The organism is Acinetobacter sp. ASP199, from assembly GCF_022700675.1.
GTDB lineage: Bacteria > Pseudomonadota > Gammaproteobacteria > Pseudomonadales > Moraxellaceae > Acinetobacter.
On the sequence record NZ_CP062182.1, the window covers coordinates 1908651 to 1925884 of the forward strand.

The following is a 17234-nucleotide window of genomic DNA, read 5'->3' on the forward strand; positions in this document are numbered from 1 at the left end:
AAAAAGCCCCGATAATTCGGGGCTTTTTTGTCTATTTCTAAAAAGATTAATCAGCTGCTACTTCCGCATATGGCGCGTTCTGATCCATCAGCAAGCGCTGCTTACGTGCTTCAATCAACATCTTGGCTTCAAGTTCCTTGCGAAAGCCGAGCAGGAAAATTATTTCTGCCAGGACAAATAAAGGCCCGATTGCAAGTCCAATCAGATCATCCATAAACGCTGGTTTTTTCTTTTCATAAAAATGTCCCACGAACTGGAATGCCCACCCGATGACAAAGATTCCAACGCTGCTACTCAACCAGATTCCAGTATACCACTGTGCCACGTTATAAGCATAGGGATAGGCAAACATAAAAATGAAGGCCATGATCAAGGCAAAAAATACATCAATACTTAAATAATAAAGAATTGAAACAATGAGAATTCCCAAGGCTAAAGTCAGCTCAAAGCCGGACATCATCAGTGATACACGTGCAGTAAGACAAATAATGGAAAAAACAATTAATGGGATCCCAATGAAATGTGTCATGACATTCTTACGGTCTAAATGATAAGCTGCATATTGGCTTAATAGTTTTTCTACTCTGGTCATATTATTCTTCCTTGACTGGCCATAGGACTTGACTATAGCGCAACAATAAAAAATAAGTTGTCAGCTGGACGACAACTGATAAAACTTGGAGCATCAAAGCGAGTGGAAGAAAAATATCTTGTTGAATTAGAAAAAAATTCCTGGTTCTCAAAATTGCCTTCTCATTTCCAGAACGTCCTGCTGGAACATGCAGTTACCTTATCCTTCGATAAAGACCAGACCGTATTTTATTCAGGTGATTTGTTTGATGGAATCTATGCCGTATTAGAAGGTGCAATTGGTCTAGGTTCTATCGATATAGAGGGTAAGGAAGCAGTTTCTGCGATTGTGGAACCTATTGTCTGGTTTGGTGAAATTTCACTAGTTGATGAACAGCCACGTTCTCATCATGCCATTGCTTGCAAGAAGTCCCTGCTCCTGCATATTCCCGCACAATTTATTTATAAGCTGGTCGCTGAACATCCTGCATTCTGGTTCCATATCTCTCAACTCATGAGCCAGAAATTACGTTATGTGTTTCTGGAATTATTTTCTATTCAGACCCAAACCTTGCAACAACGTCTAGCGCTGCGTTTACTGTTTATCCTGCAAGGCTATGGCAATCATCTGGTCATTGAAAACCGTACCATTCAGTTGTCACAGGAACAGTTATCTCAAATGCTGATGTGTTCCCGACAAACCATCAATCAGGAACTGCAACAGCTGGAAAAAATGAATATCCTGAAAATTGCCTTTAAACAGATTGAAATTCTGGATGTACAAAGACTCCATCAATTGACCGGTGTCCCGCTTCACTGATTTTGGTCTAAGAAAATCAATAAGGCTGAGTATATGACTCAGCCTTAATTCGATGTGCTGATAGTATGGATCAGCTTGCGACACCCACCTGTTTCGGATCTGTATTGCCCAGTTGTGGATGAGCAATTGCACCTTCACACTGCTTTTTGTCACGTTCATAGTCGGCTTGTTTCTGTGCCAGACCATTTCCATCATCAAGTGTGGTACGTGCCCAGATTTCCAGACTGGTCAAGGCCTTACGACACAATGCATATTTTCCTTCAGTCACGGAATCAGTCATTTTTACATTAATACGCCAATCCGTGCTCAACTTGCGCGCAGGTTGACGAACGCGTTTTTCAATCTGATCAATCTGCTTGTTGTAGACTAGCGGATCTACTTCATTCATAAATGCCCAAGCTTCATGGGCATAAGTGGTCGCATCATTGCTCAGTTTCGGGGCTGGCTTAATTTCCGGTGCTTGAGCTTGATTGCCTGAACCTTCATTTCCGCATGCCTGTAACAACAATGCTGTGCTGACTAAAGCAACACTCAGTATGTAACGTGTCTTGAACATTAACATTATCAGGCTCGCCATCTTAAACAATTCGGCACTATGCTATTAAATTCACGTACAATACTCAATTACCATTTGACCCCTTGTTCAACTCTCCCTCCAAGGTGTGCTGTGTCCGAACTGAATCAACACGCTGTAAAACCTGCTAGTTTTTGGCAAGGTGCCAAAGACAGCCAGGCGATTATTTTTACTTATCTGCCCGTTTCTTTTGCCTTTGGGGTTTCTGCCACCCAGTTTGGCTTTACTGCCTGGGAAGCACTGTTCCTGTCCTGCTCCATGTATGCAGGTGCCAGTCAATTTTTGGTGGTCGCATTGCTCGGCAGTGGCACTTCCATCTGGATGACCGCATTAACCGTGATTGCGCTCGATATCCGTCATTTACTTTATGGCCCTGCGCTACAGAATTTGATTCAGGATCGGCTCAATCTGAAAAAAACCGCAGTCTGGGCTTGGGGCCTCACCGATGAAGTCTTTGCCTCTGGCATGATTAAACTGTCCCAGCGTCGCCAAGAATGGTCTGAGTCGTGGATGCTAGGCTTAAGCTTGTTCAGCTGGTTGTCTTGGGCCACAGGTTCTTTTCTCGGTGGATTATTTGCAGATCAGGTCAGTAATTTACCGCAATTTTTACAGGCAGCTTTAGACTTCCTGTTACCTGCCCTGTTCCTGAGTTTCCTGCTAGCAGCCTTTGAGAAGAAGCATACTTTTGTCGTGGCTGTGACGATTGTTGTTTCTGCCATTGCCTGCTACATGATCGACCTGTCTGCTGCAATCTTTATCGGCATCAGTTCCGGTATTCTGGCAGGCTTGTTTAAGCACTATGTACTCAAACGGCCCGATCCTGAGCATGTCGGAGAAGAACTATGAATCTAGAGATTATTCTGGTCGGTATTGTGGTCGGGATTGCCAATTTCGCTTCCCGCTTTGGTCCTTTCTTTGTAATTCAGAAATTGCAGCAAGGTTCACAAAAGCGTGGTGCGCTGTGGTTGAAAATTGCCTTGGGTGCGATTGGAATTTCTGCAATCAGCTCAATGCTGGTCGTGGCCACACTACCACCTTTACTGGAAACTCCCGATAAAAGTGTGGCGATGCTGGCTGGTTTTATTGTATTATCAGTGCTGTATTTCAAGTTTAAACGGATTGTGATGGCCACCCTGACGGCCGCTCTTACGTATGGCCTGATTTATACTTATCTGCCGATTCATTTTTAAAGATTAAATCAATACATATAAAAGGCTTATGCTACATTCAGGTATAAGCCTTTTTTTAATGACAATAAGAAAACAGGAAAATTGGCATGTTTGAACCAAAGCAAATGCTTGAGGGGAAAATCTTTATTCATCAGCGCTGGGATAAACCATTACAATATTCCCGGAACAGTTTTCCTGCCTGTTATTTTGAATGCTTTATCAATGCTAAGAATTTTAGCGGCCACTTTATTGAAGTACATGCTGAACCCGCAGATCAGGTCCGTGTCATCTATATTCAGAAAAATGGTCAAAATAAAATCATTGCTCTTTTTAATGAGACCCAGCAGGTGGCGCATTTACATCCACAAAACCTGATATTTAGCGTCTGGAGTTTAAAATATCGTATTTTACCGAATGCGCTCAAACTGTTTGGCTTTCTTTTCGCCCTGCTCACTCTCTTCTTTTTCCTTGCAGCATTTTCTGTCGGTCATGTCCAGTTGGGTAACGTAATTCTGGATGCTTTCATGCTTTGCCTGATGGGTTTAGGATTATTTACTGTTGGCTTTGTTCTACCCTTTGCTGTTCCCTATCTCTACTGGCAACGCAATCAAACCATGAAACTCCTAGGTTGGTTGGATTTAAGTTCAGAGCAGATTCTTGAAATGGAAAAACTGAATCTGCAAAGTCGTATTTATGATTTGGATCCTAAAATTAATCCAGTGAAAATATCCGTCTGATTTCTTAATCTAAATTTTGCGAACTTTAATAAATAAAACTGTTGGGCAATATCACAATTTTGTATGAAACCGGCCTTATCTCTGCCAAGAGTTCTGCTATGCTAAAAGCCCATAAAATCAAACATGGATGATTTACATGAGCGTGACGATTGGTACCCCACTACAGGCTTCTGCCTTCAAGGTCTTATTACTGGGTTCAGGCGAACTGGGCAAGGAAGTGGTGATTTCCCTGCAACGGTTGGGTGTTGAGGTTCACGCTGCTGACCGCTATGACCATGCACCTGCCATGCAAGTTGCACATCAGTCGCATACCCTGAATATGGCTGACCCTGAAGAACTCAAACAGCTGATTAATCAGGTTAAACCCAATCTGATTGTGCCGGAAATCGAAGCGATTGCCACTCAGGTGCTGGTTGAAATTGAAGAACAGAATATTGCCACTGTGATTCCTTCAGCTAAAGCGGTAAATCTGACCATGAATCGTGAAGGTATCCGTCGTCTGGCAGCAGAAGAACTGGGCCTGCCAACCTCTGCTTACCGTTTTGCTGATACTTTAGAATCTTTCCGCGCCGCTTGTGATGATATTGGTTATCCAAACTTTGTGAAGCCTGTGATGTCCTCTTCAGGCAAAGGGCAATCTCGCGTAAAAAACTTCGATGAAGTTGATGCTGCCTGGGAATATGCGCAAACGGGTGGTCGTGTAAATCAAGGCACCGTTATTGTTGAGTCACAGATTGATTTTGATTTTGAAATCACCCTGCTGACCGTTCGTGCCAAAAATCCGAAAACAGGTGAAATCGAAACTTCTTATTGCGACCCGATTGGTCATCGTCAGGACTCTGGTGATTATGTCGAGAGCTGGCAGCCACAGCCAATGACACCTGCTGCATTGGAAGAAGCCAAGCGAATTGCCAATAAAGTAACCGTTGCGCTCGGTGGTTGCGGTATTTTTGGGGTAGAACTCTTTGTCAAAGGCGACAAAGTATGGTTTAGTGAAGTATCACCACGTCCACACGACACTGGTTTAGTGACTTTAGCTTCCCAGTTCCAAAGTGAATTTGAGCTGCATGCGCGTGCGATCCTGGGGCTTCCGGTGAATACAACCCGTCATAGTATTGCTGCCAGTGCTGTGATTTATGCCGGTGTAGATGATCAGAATCTCTCATATTCTGGCCTGGATCTTGCTTTAACAGACGGCAACACAGACCTGCGCCTGTTTGGCAAGCCTGAAGGCTTCAAACGACGTCGTATGGGTGTAGCAACAGCGCGTGCTGAAACAACGGATCAGGCACGTGAACTTGCGCAACAGGTGGCTCAACAAGTCAGTGTTAACCAAAACTAAGCTGAAATACAAACGGACGACTGTTCATGATCAATACCCTGCCATTGCTGAATTACACCAAAAGTAACCACGACATTAAGGCCATTAACGAATGGCGCAGTGATGTCGAGCACCAGCTGCAGAATTGTTTTGAAAATGGTGAGTCGATCCGTGACATTATTCTGAGCCGATCTAATCTGATTGATGAAGCATTGCAGTTCCTGTGGAAGCATGCTGAACTCGATCAGACCGATCTGGGGCTGTTTGCTGTCGGTGGCTACGGCCGCCGCGAAATGCTGCCCTATTCTGATGTCGACATTATGATCTTATCAGAAGATGAAATTACTTCTGAACAGGAACAGCTGATTTCGACCTTTATTTCATCCCTATGGGATGTTGGCAATTTCAAGCCGGGCATTAGCGTCCGCACCATTAATGAATGTGTCAATCAGGCCAGCAGTGACCTGACTGTAGCGACTACCCTGATTGAAGCCCGTCTGATTACCGGCAATGAAAGTCTGGCAAAATGGCCGCGTCGTATCGTGTCTCAATCCTGGACCGACAAGACCTTTTTTGATGCCAAAATGGAAGAGCAACATAAACGCTATGCTCAACATAACAATACAGAAAGTAATCTCGAACCGGACATTAAAAATGCTCCGGGTGGTATTCGCGATATTAACCAGATCGGCTGGATTGCCAAACGCCACTTCCGTGTAAACCGTATTTATGATCTGGTACATCTTGGTTTTATTTCAGAATTTGAACTGGGAGTTTTAGAAGAAGCCGAAAGCTTCCTCTGGGAAATCCGTCACCATCTGCATCGCATTACCAAACGCGATGAAAACCGCCTGTTATTCGACTATCAACGTGATATCGCTGCGAAGTTTGGCTATGTACGCGAAGAAGGTCAGCCGCAGAATTATCCGATTGAACAGTTCATGAAGCGTTATTACCGCAATGCCCAGCAGGTATCAACGCTGAATGAAATGCTATTGGCCTATTTTAATGAATCGGTGATTACCCCGCGTCTGCCAAATTATGAACGCAACATCGAAGAAATTAACCAGAACTTTAAACTGGTTGATGGCAAACTTGCGGTACAGCACCATAAAATTTTCTCGGAAAATCCAAGCGCGATTCTTGAAATCTTTTATCTACTGGCAAACCGTCCAGAGATTGAAGGCATCCGTGCCCGTACCTTACGTCTGTTAACGCTTGCGGCAAAACGCATTGATCAGGACTATCGTAATAACCCCATTCACCAAGCGCTGTTTATGGCGATTATCCGCTCACCACATCGTTTATATGAAACCTTGGTGGCAATGAAACGCTACGGCGTACTGGGCAACTATATTCCGGCCTTTGGCCAGATTATGGGGCTTATGCAATACGACCTGTTCCATATCTATACCGTAGATGCACATACCCTACTGCTATTGCGTAACCTGAACCGCTTTAAGGAACCTGAATTCGCCAAAGAATTCCCTGTAGTGAGTTCAGTGTTCCAGCGTCTGGCCCGTCGTGACATCGTCTATCTGGCTGCCTTATTCCATGACATTGCCAAAGGTCGTGGCGGTGACCACAGCGAACTTGGTGCGACCGATGCAATTGCATTCTGCCGCACGCATGGCTTTACCGAGCGTGAATGTAATCTGGTTGCATGGCTGATTCAGAACCACCTGCTCATGTCAGTGACTTCACAGAAAAAAGATATTTCTGATCCGGATGTAGTCCGTGAATTTGCAGAGAAAATGGGTGATATGGAGCATCTGGATTATCTGTATACCCTGACCGTAGCCGATATTAACGCCACTAATCCAAAACTGTGGAATACCTGGCGTGCATCTTTAATGCGTCAGCTATACACCCATGCACGTGATGTCATCCGTTCAGGTCTGGGACGTCCAGTGGATTATCAGATGCTGATTGAAGACACCAAGTTTGCTGCCAGCGAACTGCTGGTACAGGACTTCTCTTTGTATGATGTGGAAACCATCTGGCAGGAACTGGGTGATGACTACTTCCTGAAAGAGTCGCCAGATGAAATCGCCTGGCATACCCGTGCCATTTTGCAACATGGTGATAATTCTGAACCGCTGGTGCTAATGCGCCCACATCGTAAATATGCACAAGATGCAGTGCAGATCTTTATTTATACGCAAGATAAACCAAACCTGTTTGCCACCACAGTAGCCGTTCTGGACCGTATGGACCTGGATGTACAGGATGCGCGGATTATCACAGCCACCAAGGCGTTCAGCCTGGACACCTATGTCGTTCTTGACCGTTTCGGTACGCTGCTGACCGATCCGGAACGCGAGCTGAAAGTTATTGATGCACTTAAAGATGCCTTAAGCCATTCTGATAAATACCCGGGCCTGATGCAGCGCCGTATTCCACGTCAGCTTCGTCATTTTGATATTGAAAATACAGTAGATATCAGCCTCAACCCAGTTTTAAACCAGAATATGGTAGAAATCGCTACGCTCGACCAACCGGGTCTACTTGCTAAAGTCGGCGGATTATTTATGATGCGTGGTCTGGATATTCACTCTGCCAAAATTGCCACACTTGGCGAACGTGCCGAAGACATTTTCTTCGTCACCAAAAAAAATGGCATGCCGTTGAACCCTGAAGAATCTTCTGAATTTGCCACTGCTTTAAAAGCAGCGCTGGATGAAGCCTCTCATCAGGTCAACAGTCAACACTCACATTAAAACGCGGTAACTCATTCATGAACTCTAGCTTGTCTTTATTGCATCCTTATCCATTTGAAAAGTTGAATAAACTTTTTGCGGATATCAAGCCTGCGAATATGCCACTCATTCCCCTATCGATTGGTGAACCAAAGCATCCGGCTCCTGAGTTCGTGAAACAGGCGATTATTGATAATTTTCAGCACCTGTCGACTTATCCAAACTCTAAAGGCCTGCCTGAGTTGCGTACCAGTATTGCCAACTGGCTGACTCGCCGTTTTAAACTAAATAGCATCAGCGCAGATAGCAATGTATTACCTGTTTCTGGTACACGTGAAGCCATCTTCTCTTTTGTACAGGCACTGATTAATCGTGAAGATGCACCTTATGTGGTGATGCCAAATCCTTTCTATCAGATTTATGAAGGTGCAACGCTACTTTCAGGTGCAAAACCGTACTTCATTAACTGTACTGAAGAAAATAATTACCTTGGTGATTTTGATGCAGTCCCTGCAGAAGTCTGGGAAAAAACTGCATTACTGTTTGTCTGCACACCGGGTAACCCGACAGGTGCAGTCCTGTCTAAAGAACAGTTCAAAAAACTGATTGCGCTTTCTGATCAATATGACTTCGTCATTGCTTCAGATGAATGTTACTCAGAATTATGGTTTGATGAAGCACCAGTCGGCTTACTGGAAGTCTGTGCAGAAATCGGACGTGATGACTACAAAAACTGCGTAGTATTCCATTCGCTATCTAAACGCTCGAATCTGCCAGGTATGCGTTCAGGCTTTGTTGCGGGTGATGCGGATTTGCTTAAACCTTATCTGCAATATCGTACTTACCACGGTGCAGCGATGCCGGTTCAACATCAGCTCGCTTCAATCGCAGCCTGGGATGATGAAGCGCATGTTGAAGAAAACCGTGTACAGTACCGCGCCAAGTTTAACCTGTTCCAGAAAGAGCTTGGTCACCTGCTGCCACTAAAAAAACCGGATGCAGGCTTTTACTACTGGTTGAAAGTGGACAATGACGAAGAATTTGCCAAACGTTTAATGGAACAGGCGCATATCAAGGTACTTCCTGGTCGCTACCTGTCTCGTGATACTGAACAAGGCAACCCGGGTGAAAACCATGTCCGTCTGGCGCTGGTTGCAGATCTGGCGCAATGCGAACAGGTCATTGCGCGCTTAAAAGCCATTCTTTAATCCACACTTTTTAATCCAAAAATCCACTGTATTTACAGTGGATTTTTTATTTCAATCTCATGTTCCAGACTATAAACCAGATTACGATCTACACCCTTAATCGGCTCCAGTTTGGCAGCCACCACCGCTTCTTTAATTTTGGCATCGACAACTCTTAAGCCAGAACTCTGAATGATCTGAACATCGGTAATCTGCCCTGTATTGGCAATGACCGTCATTTTCACGATTGCTGTCTTGGCACGTTGCAGTTCTGCATCGTTAAATCTCAGATAGGGGGCTTTTAGCCAGCTGACTTCATAGCCATGCTTCGTCAGCAAATGTGGCGGAACAGCATTCTTGACTGTAGGCGGCTGATAAGCTGGAACAGGCTGCTTCAGCCTTTTTAGTAATTGCCGGGTCTTTTCATCCTGTGCATAAGCAGAAGATAAAAACAGCCCAATACATGCACTGAGTAGCAGGCTCTGACCAAGGATTCTGGATGGCATGGCAATGTCTTAAGGAGAGAATGACAGGCGGCCAATGACCGCCCGGAATAAGCGCATTATAGCGCTTTTTCGATCTCAGCTTCCAGGTCTTCTGGCTTGGTGGTTGGAGCAAAACGATTCAGGACTTTACCATCACGCCCAATCAGGAACTTGGTAAAGTTCCATTTAATACCATTACCCAGAATACCTTTAGAATTATTGGTCAGATAACGGAAAATCGCATGTGCTTCAGGGCCTTTGACATCGATCTTGGAAAACATCGGAAATGTCACTCCATAGTTCTTCTGGCAATATGCACCAATTTGCTCATTACTGCCCGGATCCTGTCCGCCAAACTGGTTACAAGGAAAGCCTAAAACCTCCAGACCACGGTCTTTATATTTTGCATAGAGCTTTTCCAGGCCGGCAAACTGTGGTGTAAAACCGCACTTACTCGCGGTGTTTACGATTAGCAACACCTTTCCTTCATAGTCTGCAAATTGCTTGGTTTTTCCATCTAACAATTCAGCTTCAAACTGATATATGCTGGTCATGGATAAGTTTCCTCATCATTTTTTTCTTGTGTTTTTAATTCTAATGAAGCGGAGTTCACACAGTAACGTAAACCTGTTGGTTGTGGTCCGTCAGTGAAAACATGCCCTAAATGTGCATCACAATGGTGACAAACAATTTCTGTTCTGACCATACCATGAGATGTATCTAAATGCTCTTCAATTGCAGAGCCATTGATCGCCTTATAGAAGCTTGGCCAACCACAACCACTGTCAAATTTGGTTTCTGAAGTAAATAAAGGTTCACCACAGCAACGGCATACATAAGTACCATCTTGTTTAGTGTTCCAATATTTGCCAGTAAATGCTGGCTCGGTCCCTTTTTGACGTGTAATACGGAATTCTTCAGGTGATAACTCTCTTTGCCACTCTCTGTCTGATTTATTGAGTTTTCCCATGATGACGTACCTTTATATCTTGCTATTTAAAATAGGATAATCCTATATTTACGTGATTCATTTTAAAAATTCTAGTGTTTATTTAACATTTTACAAAAGACATATAATCCCTAAAAAAGCAAAAAGTAAGCAAATTTAGAAGGTAAAAGTGAGCAATTTATGCATTAAATGCTTTTTCGTGAGCAATTTTAGTGGTAGGCTTAGTCCTAAATTTGCTCAGGATTAAAAAATGTCGCAGAAAAAAAGCGTAATTTTTAAAAATCTATTGCCAGTGATCAAACAATATCAACAGCTTGGATTTACGCATGAAAAAATTGTTGCACTACTCCGCGATGAACATAATCTCGATCTAGTCACAACTGAGACATTTAAAAGTTATTTATATCGTTATGCAAAAGTGACCTCCACTCTTTCAGAGAACATCAAAATGCCGAACACTTTCCAAAACCCTCGCGAAATCAAAAAATCGTCCAAACTCGAGCATGTATGCTACGACATTCGCGGACCAGTGTTACGAGCGGCCAACGAGATGGAGGAAGCCGGGCATAAGATCATTAAGCTGAATATTGGTAACCCTGCCCCATTCGGTTTTGAGGCACCACAAGAAATTATCAATGATGTAGCCCTCAATCTGCCAAATGCGATTGGTTATACCGACTCTAAAGGTATTTTCCCGGCACGTAAGGCAATCTGCCAGTACTACCAGCAAAAAGGCATTCTGGATATGCACGTTAATGATGTGTATATCGGTAATGGTGTATCTGAGCTGATTGTCATGGCAATGCAAGGTTTGCTGGATGACGGCGATGAAATGCTGATTCCAATGCCTGATTATCCGCTTTGGACGGCAGCAGTGAATCTCTCTGGCGGTACTGCAATTCACTACAAATGTGATGAAGAAAATTACTGGTATCCAGACATCGCGGATATGGAAAGCAAAATCACGCCGAATACCCGCGGTATCGTGATCATTAACCCAAACAACCCGACGGGCTCAGTTTATCCACGTCATGTATTACAACAAATCGTGGATCTGGCGAAAAAGCACGACCTGATTTTGTTTGCTGACGAAATCTACGACAAGATCGTTTATGACGGTATCGAGCATGTAGCTGTTGCATCACTTGCCGGTGATCAGCTGTGTATCTCTTTCAATGGTCTGTCTAAAGCCTACCGTATTGCAGGTTACCGTTCTGGCTGGATGGCCATTACTGGTGACAAGTCTCGTGCAGCAGATTATATCGAAGGTCTGGATATGCTGGCATCGATGCGCCTTTGCGCCAATCATCAGGCACAATATGCAATTCAAACTGCCCTCGGTGGTTATCAGTCGATTAATGACCTGATCCGCCCAGGTGGTCGTCTGTATGAACAACGCAATATTGCCTGGGAAATGCTGAATGAAATTCCTGGCGTCACTTGTGTCAAACCTGAAGGCGCGATGTACTGCTTCCCTCGCTTAGATCCGGAAATTTATCCGATTGAAGATGATGAAAAACTGATGCTGGATCTGCTGCGTGCCGAGAAAGTATTACTGGTACAAGGTACAGGTTTTAACTGGCCAACTCCGGATCATTTCCGTGTGGTATTCCTACCAGCAGAAAATGAATTGCGTGAAGCCATTAACCGTTTAGGTCGTTTCTTGGCAAAAATGCGTTAATAGCACCGATAAAAAAACCGCGTTTAATCACGCGGTTTTTTTATTCCTATTCATTCCCTTTTAGGTCTTTCAGGGGATTACCAAATTTTTTCAGATATTCAATCCCCAATTGCCGCGAACCCTGATCATTAATATGGTTGTCATCTTTGAAACGATATAAAGGCACATCATTTACTATGATCTTACATACCTGCTGATCACAGATCACCTTAGTCGGATCAATAATTTGCAAATCAGGATATTTCAGTTTGGCTTCTGACAATATTTGGTTAAATGGTTTTAAATGAGTTTCGTAACTCTTTCTGGAAACCGTACATTGCGCATGCCGATTTAGAATTTCGTTGCGAATATTACAGTCTGAAGGTATCCCTTCCCAATCCAGACGTGGCACATCGTTCAATAGAATGACCTGATCACCCGCTTTATGGGCAATTTCTAGAGCTTTCATCAAGCCTGCTTTAAAGATCTCATCATTGCTGTGATGAATGCCATCTTTAAGTTTCACCTCATCTCCAAAATACGGCACATAGGAACCGGCTAAAATAATCATTGGATAATGGGCTTTAGACAGATGTTCGCTAATAGCATTATTACGTATCTGGAACTTAGACAGCTCCTCCCAACGTCCGAGCTTTAACTCAGAACGCTGCACACCGGGCAAATAAAAAGTTGAACTTTGGGTAATGTCATAACCACGTAAATTGGCATCTTTAGCCCATTCATCTAGCATTGCCGTATAGGCATTGGCATGTGAATCACCAATTAATAAAAAATCAATATTTTCTTTTTTCTGCCCCAATACGCAATCTTTAGCGCGAGGTAAGGTTTTTGGATCAGTATCCATACACTGGCTGCGAATCACATGCGCATAAGCGTGCAACGCTTCCTGCTTGGCATATACAGACGGGGGAAACCGATCTGGAAAACCATCATTATTTTTAATAATCTGAGCGATCGCAATAAAGATGCTTGCAGGAAGCAAAAATCCAAGAATAATCACCTTGTAATTTGCAGCCATTACAAAGCGTTTCAGTGGTTTTTCTGCCAGTTGATAGGTAAGAAATGCCAAAAGCAGTGACAGCAGAATAATGATGATCTGATTTTCTGTATTGAGTGGCAGCATATAAATACCGAATAACACGATAATCGGCCAGTGCCATAAATACAGCGGATATGAAATTTTTCCGATCCAGGTGCTCAACTGATTGCTGAGCAACAGATTCGTTGCTGGTACAGATTGCCCCAGATAAATAATCACTGCTGTTGCCAGACAAGGAATTAGTGCCATGAGACCGGGAAATGGCGTCTGATGATAAAAATAAATTGCAGTTGCAAATAAAACAATGACTCCAAGCCACACCAGCATTTGCAGTAATTTTTTAGGTAGCTTTGGCTGCGGTAAACAGGTGATGAATGCTCCAATCAGCAACTCAAAAGCCCTTACAGGCATGCTGTAATAAGCTTTGGCTGGATTTTGCGTGAGTTGATATTGGGCATAAGCCAGTAGAATGATAATGAAGGTACCAATCATCAACCAAAGATATTTACGCGATGCCTTGGCCAGAAACAGCCATAACAATAAAGGCCAGAAGATATAAAACTGTTCTTCGACCCCTAGTGACCACAAGTGCAGCAGCGGTACATTTTCCACACTCGGGCTAAAATAATCCCCCACCTCATTACGCATATACAGATTCGCAATGAGCACCGTGGCATACATGACACTCTTAAAATATTCAGTCAGTTCACCCGGCAGCATCACCTGCCAGGCAATCAGGCTAACCACAGCAAGTACGGTAAAATACGCCGGTGCCAAACGGACCACACGTTTTTTATAGAATCGGGCAATTGAGAATTGTTGGGACTGAATATCGCGTGTAAGGATAATGGTGATCAGATAGCCTGAAATCACAAAGAAGATATCTACACCAATATAACCACCAGAAAATAGCGACCAGCCTAAATGATTGAAAATAACCAGAGATACCGCAATAGCACGTAGGCCATCGATATCAGGTCTGTAGGCAATACTCATAAAAACAGGAAAAGCGGGAGATAAGATATTTTATGCTTTTCCATTTCTAGATTAATTTTTTTTACATTTATCTTACATTATGACGTTTATTTTAATTCCTCAGCTTTCAAATAAGGATAAGGATTCGTTGCACCCTGCCCACTAAAATAAATTCCATAATGCAGATGTGGTGGTGTTGATTTAGCATTACCAGTATTACCGACATAAGCGATGACTTCGCCTGCTTCCACCCAGTCACCCGCCTGTATATGCTCAGCATATTCATCCAGATGTGCATAATAATGCTGACTCAGCTCCGGCCCGGTTATCCAGATCACTTTACCACCCAAATTGTTAGTTCCAATATTTCTAACAATACCTCTCGTTGCACTCAGTACGGGTGTGCCACGTTGAGCAAATATATCAATGCCTTCATGCTTACGGCCTGCACTCCGTGAAGCGCCCCAAGTATCATTGAGCTGTCTTTGAGTCACGCCCTCTACTGGAATGGTTAAAGGTTGCGATAAAGTTTCTTTTCTCAATTGCCAATATAAATAAGGGCTTTTCCAACCTGCCGATTCACCAGACGGTGGTGGCTGACAGCCACTCAGGAGTATTAATACAGTAATCAGTAACAGGGAAGCACTTAAATTCGGCACTGCAATCTCTCGTTCACTTTTATTAAAATAATCTTATTCAATTCAATCCGATCACACGTGCTGTTCTTGTAATTTTTGTTGATGATTCCTTTGAAGATTATGTTCTCTTCTAAACAACAAAACCCTCTTTATAGAGGGTTTTGTCATTGATTATCACCGATTCAAAATCATAGACTATTTACGTTTTTTCGCCCGTGATGGTTTAGATTTTTGAGGTTGCTGCTGTTGCTGCTGCTGTTCCTCGTCCTGCATAGAATCCTTTTTGTCCTTTTGCTGAGTCTGCTTATGTTTTGCTTGAGATCTAGCCATTTTTGACTCCTACTCATCTCGATCAAGAAGATTGTTTTTCTACTCTAACCACTATGAATAAATAACCAATGCAAGAGTCGTATCTAATTGCTTCAATGTAAGTGCAATTTTACTAAGTCATTCTGTTGTAAAGGGCTGCTGTTTTTTGTCATTACAAGTCTTACAGAGTTTTGCACGCTGAAACATGAGATTACTCGGCGTACAAGTCATATCTTGAGATTTATAAGTATGAAGTCAAGATTTGAGTGTCAGTTTCGACTTTAAAGATCATAGATTATGATGACTGTAATTCAGTAATTTTAAATCTGAGTCATCATACAAGAGCTAAGAAATAGTCATTTTCTTGCACAGTATTAATTTTCAGTCTGCAAAGTGAAAATAGCTTGAAAATTAAAACTAGGAAAATCTGTATAAATTGAGATGAGTAATCAAATAAAGATGGCTAAAAAAGAAGTATTTATTTCCGTTGATATTGAAGCCTCAGGGCCAATTCCCGGTGAATATGATCTATTGTCTATCGGCATGTGCCTCGTGGAGCAGCCTGATACCCAGTTTTATTGTGAATTGCAGCCTGTTTCCTTTAAAGCTGATCCGAGGGCCTTGGCCGTGACCGGTTTTAATTTAGAAGATTTGGCAAAACATGGAGTAGATCCTGCTACCGCGATGCAGCATTGTGCGGCGTGGCTTGAGCAAAAGCTTTCCAAGTCTGAAACACCGATATTTGTCGGATTTAATGCCGGTTTTGACTGGTCTTTTATGAATTATTATTTTCATAAATTTATCGGACACAATCTTTTTGGTGTCTCCTCATTAGATATTAAATCGCTTTATTTAGGTGCATTTGGCGGGCGTTGGTCAGAAACTCGAGCAAAGAATATTATTGAAATTTTAAAGCCCCAAAGCAGAGGCAATCATAATGCGCTACAGGATGCGATCTTTCAGGCGGAGCTGTGTCGTTTGATTTTAAAACAAATTCAGGTTTGATTTTATATACGTTTATAACTGAGCTTAACCCTTTTGCAAGACGCTATTCACATGTTCAACTACTAGCAGTTTCAAAAAATATTTCGAGATAAGCAACACTTTAAGGCCGTCTTCCCTCATAATACCCATATATAAATTCACCGTTTTTTAGATTTCAATGGGAGATCACGACTATCCCCACTCGAAGAAATCTGCTCATTTCAAATTTTTGTAATTATAGAAGTCTTTTCCTATGAAAATCGTCATTCTAAATAAACCTTATGACGTCCTCTCCCAGTTTCGTAAAGACGAAGCACACATGACGATGTCTGATTTCGTAGATGACCCAACACTGCGTCTGGCAGGTCGTCTCGATATGGACTCGGAAGGTCTGGTATTTCTGACCGATCATGGTGGTTTAAACCAGTTTATTACCAATCCTGCCAATAAAAAATTCAAGACTTACCTGGTTCAGGTTGAAGGCGACGTGACTGAAGAAGCACTTGAACAGTTACGTAAAGGTGTAGAGCTGAAAGATGGTATCACCTTACCTGCAAAAGCAATCAAGGTTCAGCAACCTGAATGGTTATGGGATCGTGATCCTCCTGTTCGTTACCGTGCTTCAGTACCAACGTCATGGGTAGAAATCTCAATCTGTGAAGGCCGTAACCGTCAGGTACGTCGTATGACTGCTGCAGTAGGTTTCCCGACTTTACGTTTGATCCGTACCAAAATCGGTTCTATTGATCTGGTTCAATTGGGTCTGCAACCGGGTGAAACTAAAGAAATTGAACCTTTACTTTACCCTGACTTTAAAGATGTGCCTGCACAAGAGCCATACCGTTCACGTTCTTATGTGAAAAAACCGGGTGGTACAGGCGGTAAGCCAATTAACAAAAAAGTGAACAAAGACGGTACCAAGAAAAAAACCGGTACACCACGTGTTTGGCAACTGGAAGAAGGTGAAAAACCACGTCGTAAGACCAATGGTACAACACGCCCAAATACCAAAGCACCGCGTGGTCGCGGACGCGGTCGTGGTTAAGTTTTAATAAAATCTATCAAGCTCACTTCGGTGGGCTTTTTTTATTACATAA

18 protein-coding genes are annotated in these 17234 nt (G+C 43.0%); 10 read left to right on the forward strand and 8 right to left on the reverse strand.

Going from position 1 to position 17234, the window contains the following annotated elements:
• Positions 1–46 precede the first annotated feature (46 nt).
• Positions 47–592, reverse strand: a complete 546-nt coding sequence (locus IHE35_RS09005; RefSeq protein WP_242787078.1) for an Mpo1-like protein — start codon at positions 590–592, stop codon at positions 47–49.
• A gap of 102 nt (positions 593–694) precedes the next feature.
• Between IHE35_RS09005 and IHE35_RS09010 the strand changes: the two genes are divergently transcribed.
• On the forward strand, positions 695–1390 hold the full coding sequence (locus IHE35_RS09010) for a Crp/Fnr family transcriptional regulator (RefSeq protein WP_242787079.1): 696 nt from the start codon (positions 695–697) through the stop codon (positions 1388–1390).
• A 70-nt stretch (positions 1391–1460) separates the two neighbouring features.
• Here IHE35_RS09010 and IHE35_RS09015 read toward each other — a convergent pair whose 3' ends face one another.
• Positions 1461–1952: a hypothetical protein gene (locus IHE35_RS09015; protein ID WP_242787080.1), complete on the reverse strand. Its 492-nt coding sequence runs from the start codon at positions 1950–1952 to the stop codon at positions 1461–1463.
• 105 nt (positions 1953–2057) lie between these two features.
• Between IHE35_RS09015 and IHE35_RS09020 the strand changes: the two genes are divergently transcribed.
• The 6 genes from IHE35_RS09020 (at position 2058) to dapC (ending at position 9098) form a co-directional block, all read left to right on the forward strand.
• Positions 2058–2810, forward strand: coding sequence for an AzlC family ABC transporter permease (locus tag IHE35_RS09020; protein WP_242787081.1), 753 nt, complete (start codon positions 2058–2060; stop codon positions 2808–2810).
• Positions 2807–3154, forward strand: a complete 348-nt coding sequence (gene ygaH / locus IHE35_RS09025; RefSeq protein WP_242787082.1) for an L-valine transporter subunit YgaH — start codon at positions 2807–2809, stop codon at positions 3152–3154. The genes IHE35_RS09020 and ygaH overlap by 4 nt, the downstream gene beginning before the upstream one ends.
• A gap of 86 nt (positions 3155–3240) precedes the next feature.
• Complete coding sequence (locus IHE35_RS09030) at positions 3241–3870, forward strand: hypothetical protein (RefSeq protein ID WP_242787083.1); 630 nt, start codon at positions 3241–3243, stop codon at positions 3868–3870.
• A 127-nt stretch (positions 3871–3997) separates the two neighbouring features.
• Positions 3998–5212, forward strand: a complete 1215-nt coding sequence (gene purT, locus IHE35_RS09035; RefSeq protein WP_242787084.1) for a formate-dependent phosphoribosylglycinamide formyltransferase — start codon at positions 3998–4000, stop codon at positions 5210–5212.
• A gap of 26 nt (positions 5213–5238) precedes the next feature.
• Positions 5239–7911: a [protein-PII] uridylyltransferase gene (gene glnD / locus IHE35_RS09040; protein ID WP_242787085.1), complete on the forward strand. Its 2673-nt coding sequence runs from the start codon at positions 5239–5241 to the stop codon at positions 7909–7911.
• Positions 7912–7928: 17 nt separating this feature from the next.
• Complete coding sequence (gene dapC / locus IHE35_RS09045) at positions 7929–9098, forward strand: succinyldiaminopimelate transaminase (RefSeq protein ID WP_242787086.1); 1170 nt, start codon at positions 7929–7931, stop codon at positions 9096–9098.
• Between the two features lie 32 nt (positions 9099–9130).
• On the opposite strand, the gene IHE35_RS09050 is transcribed toward dapC, so the two are convergent.
• The 3 genes from IHE35_RS09050 to msrB are packed head-to-tail and all read right to left on the reverse strand — an operon-like array spanning position 9131 to position 10532.
• Complete coding sequence (locus tag IHE35_RS09050; protein WP_242787087.1) at positions 9131–9583, reverse strand: energy transducer TonB; 453 nt, start codon at positions 9581–9583, stop codon at positions 9131–9133.
• 56 nt (positions 9584–9639) lie between these two features.
• Positions 9640–10116, reverse strand: coding sequence for a glutathione peroxidase (locus IHE35_RS09055; RefSeq protein ID WP_242787088.1), 477 nt, complete (start codon positions 10114–10116; stop codon positions 9640–9642).
• Positions 10113–10532, reverse strand: coding sequence for a peptide-methionine (R)-S-oxide reductase MsrB (gene msrB, locus IHE35_RS09060; protein ID WP_242787089.1), 420 nt, complete (start codon positions 10530–10532; stop codon positions 10113–10115). Before msrB ends, IHE35_RS09055 begins: the two co-directional genes overlap by 4 nt.
• Before the next feature lie 229 nt (positions 10533–10761).
• Here msrB and IHE35_RS09065 point away from each other — a divergent pair, with 229 nt between their 5' ends.
• Positions 10762–12192 (forward strand): pyridoxal phosphate-dependent aminotransferase, encoded by a 1431-nt coding sequence (locus IHE35_RS09065; RefSeq protein WP_242787090.1) that lies wholly within the window; start codon positions 10762–10764, stop codon positions 12190–12192.
• Positions 12193–12238: 46 nt separating this feature from the next.
• Here the strand turns inward: IHE35_RS09065 and IHE35_RS09070 are convergent, their stop codons facing one another.
• The 3 genes from IHE35_RS09070 to IHE35_RS14670 all read right to left on the reverse strand — a co-directional run bounded on the left by IHE35_RS09070 (position 12239) and on the right by IHE35_RS14670 (position 15174).
• Positions 12239–14227 carry an acyltransferase family protein gene (locus tag IHE35_RS09070; protein ID WP_242787091.1) on the reverse strand — a complete coding sequence of 663 codons (1989 nt, stop codon included), beginning with the start codon at positions 14225–14227 and terminating at the stop codon, positions 12239–12241.
• Positions 14228–14313: 86 nt separating this feature from the next.
• Entirely contained in the window at positions 14314–14865 is a 552-nt protein-coding gene (locus IHE35_RS09075; protein ID WP_242787092.1) for a M23 family metallopeptidase, read from the reverse strand.
• A 174-nt stretch (positions 14866–15039) separates the two neighbouring features.
• Positions 15040–15174 carry a hypothetical protein gene (locus IHE35_RS14670; RefSeq protein ID WP_275975165.1) on the reverse strand — a complete coding sequence of 45 codons (135 nt, stop codon included), beginning with the start codon at positions 15172–15174 and terminating at the stop codon, positions 15040–15042.
• Between the two features lie 438 nt (positions 15175–15612).
• Between IHE35_RS14670 and IHE35_RS09080 the strand changes: the two genes are divergently transcribed.
• Both IHE35_RS09080 and IHE35_RS09085 read left to right on the forward strand, forming a co-directional pair.
• Positions 15613–16158, forward strand: a complete 546-nt coding sequence (locus tag IHE35_RS09080) for a 3'-5' exonuclease (RefSeq protein WP_242787093.1) — start codon at positions 15613–15615, stop codon at positions 16156–16158.
• 232 nt (positions 16159–16390) lie between these two features.
• The gene (locus IHE35_RS09085; protein ID WP_242787094.1) at positions 16391–17182 is read left to right on the forward strand and encodes a pseudouridine synthase; all 792 of its coding nucleotides are present in this window, start codon (positions 16391–16393) and stop codon (positions 17180–17182) included.
• Positions 17183–17234 lie beyond the last annotated feature (52 nt).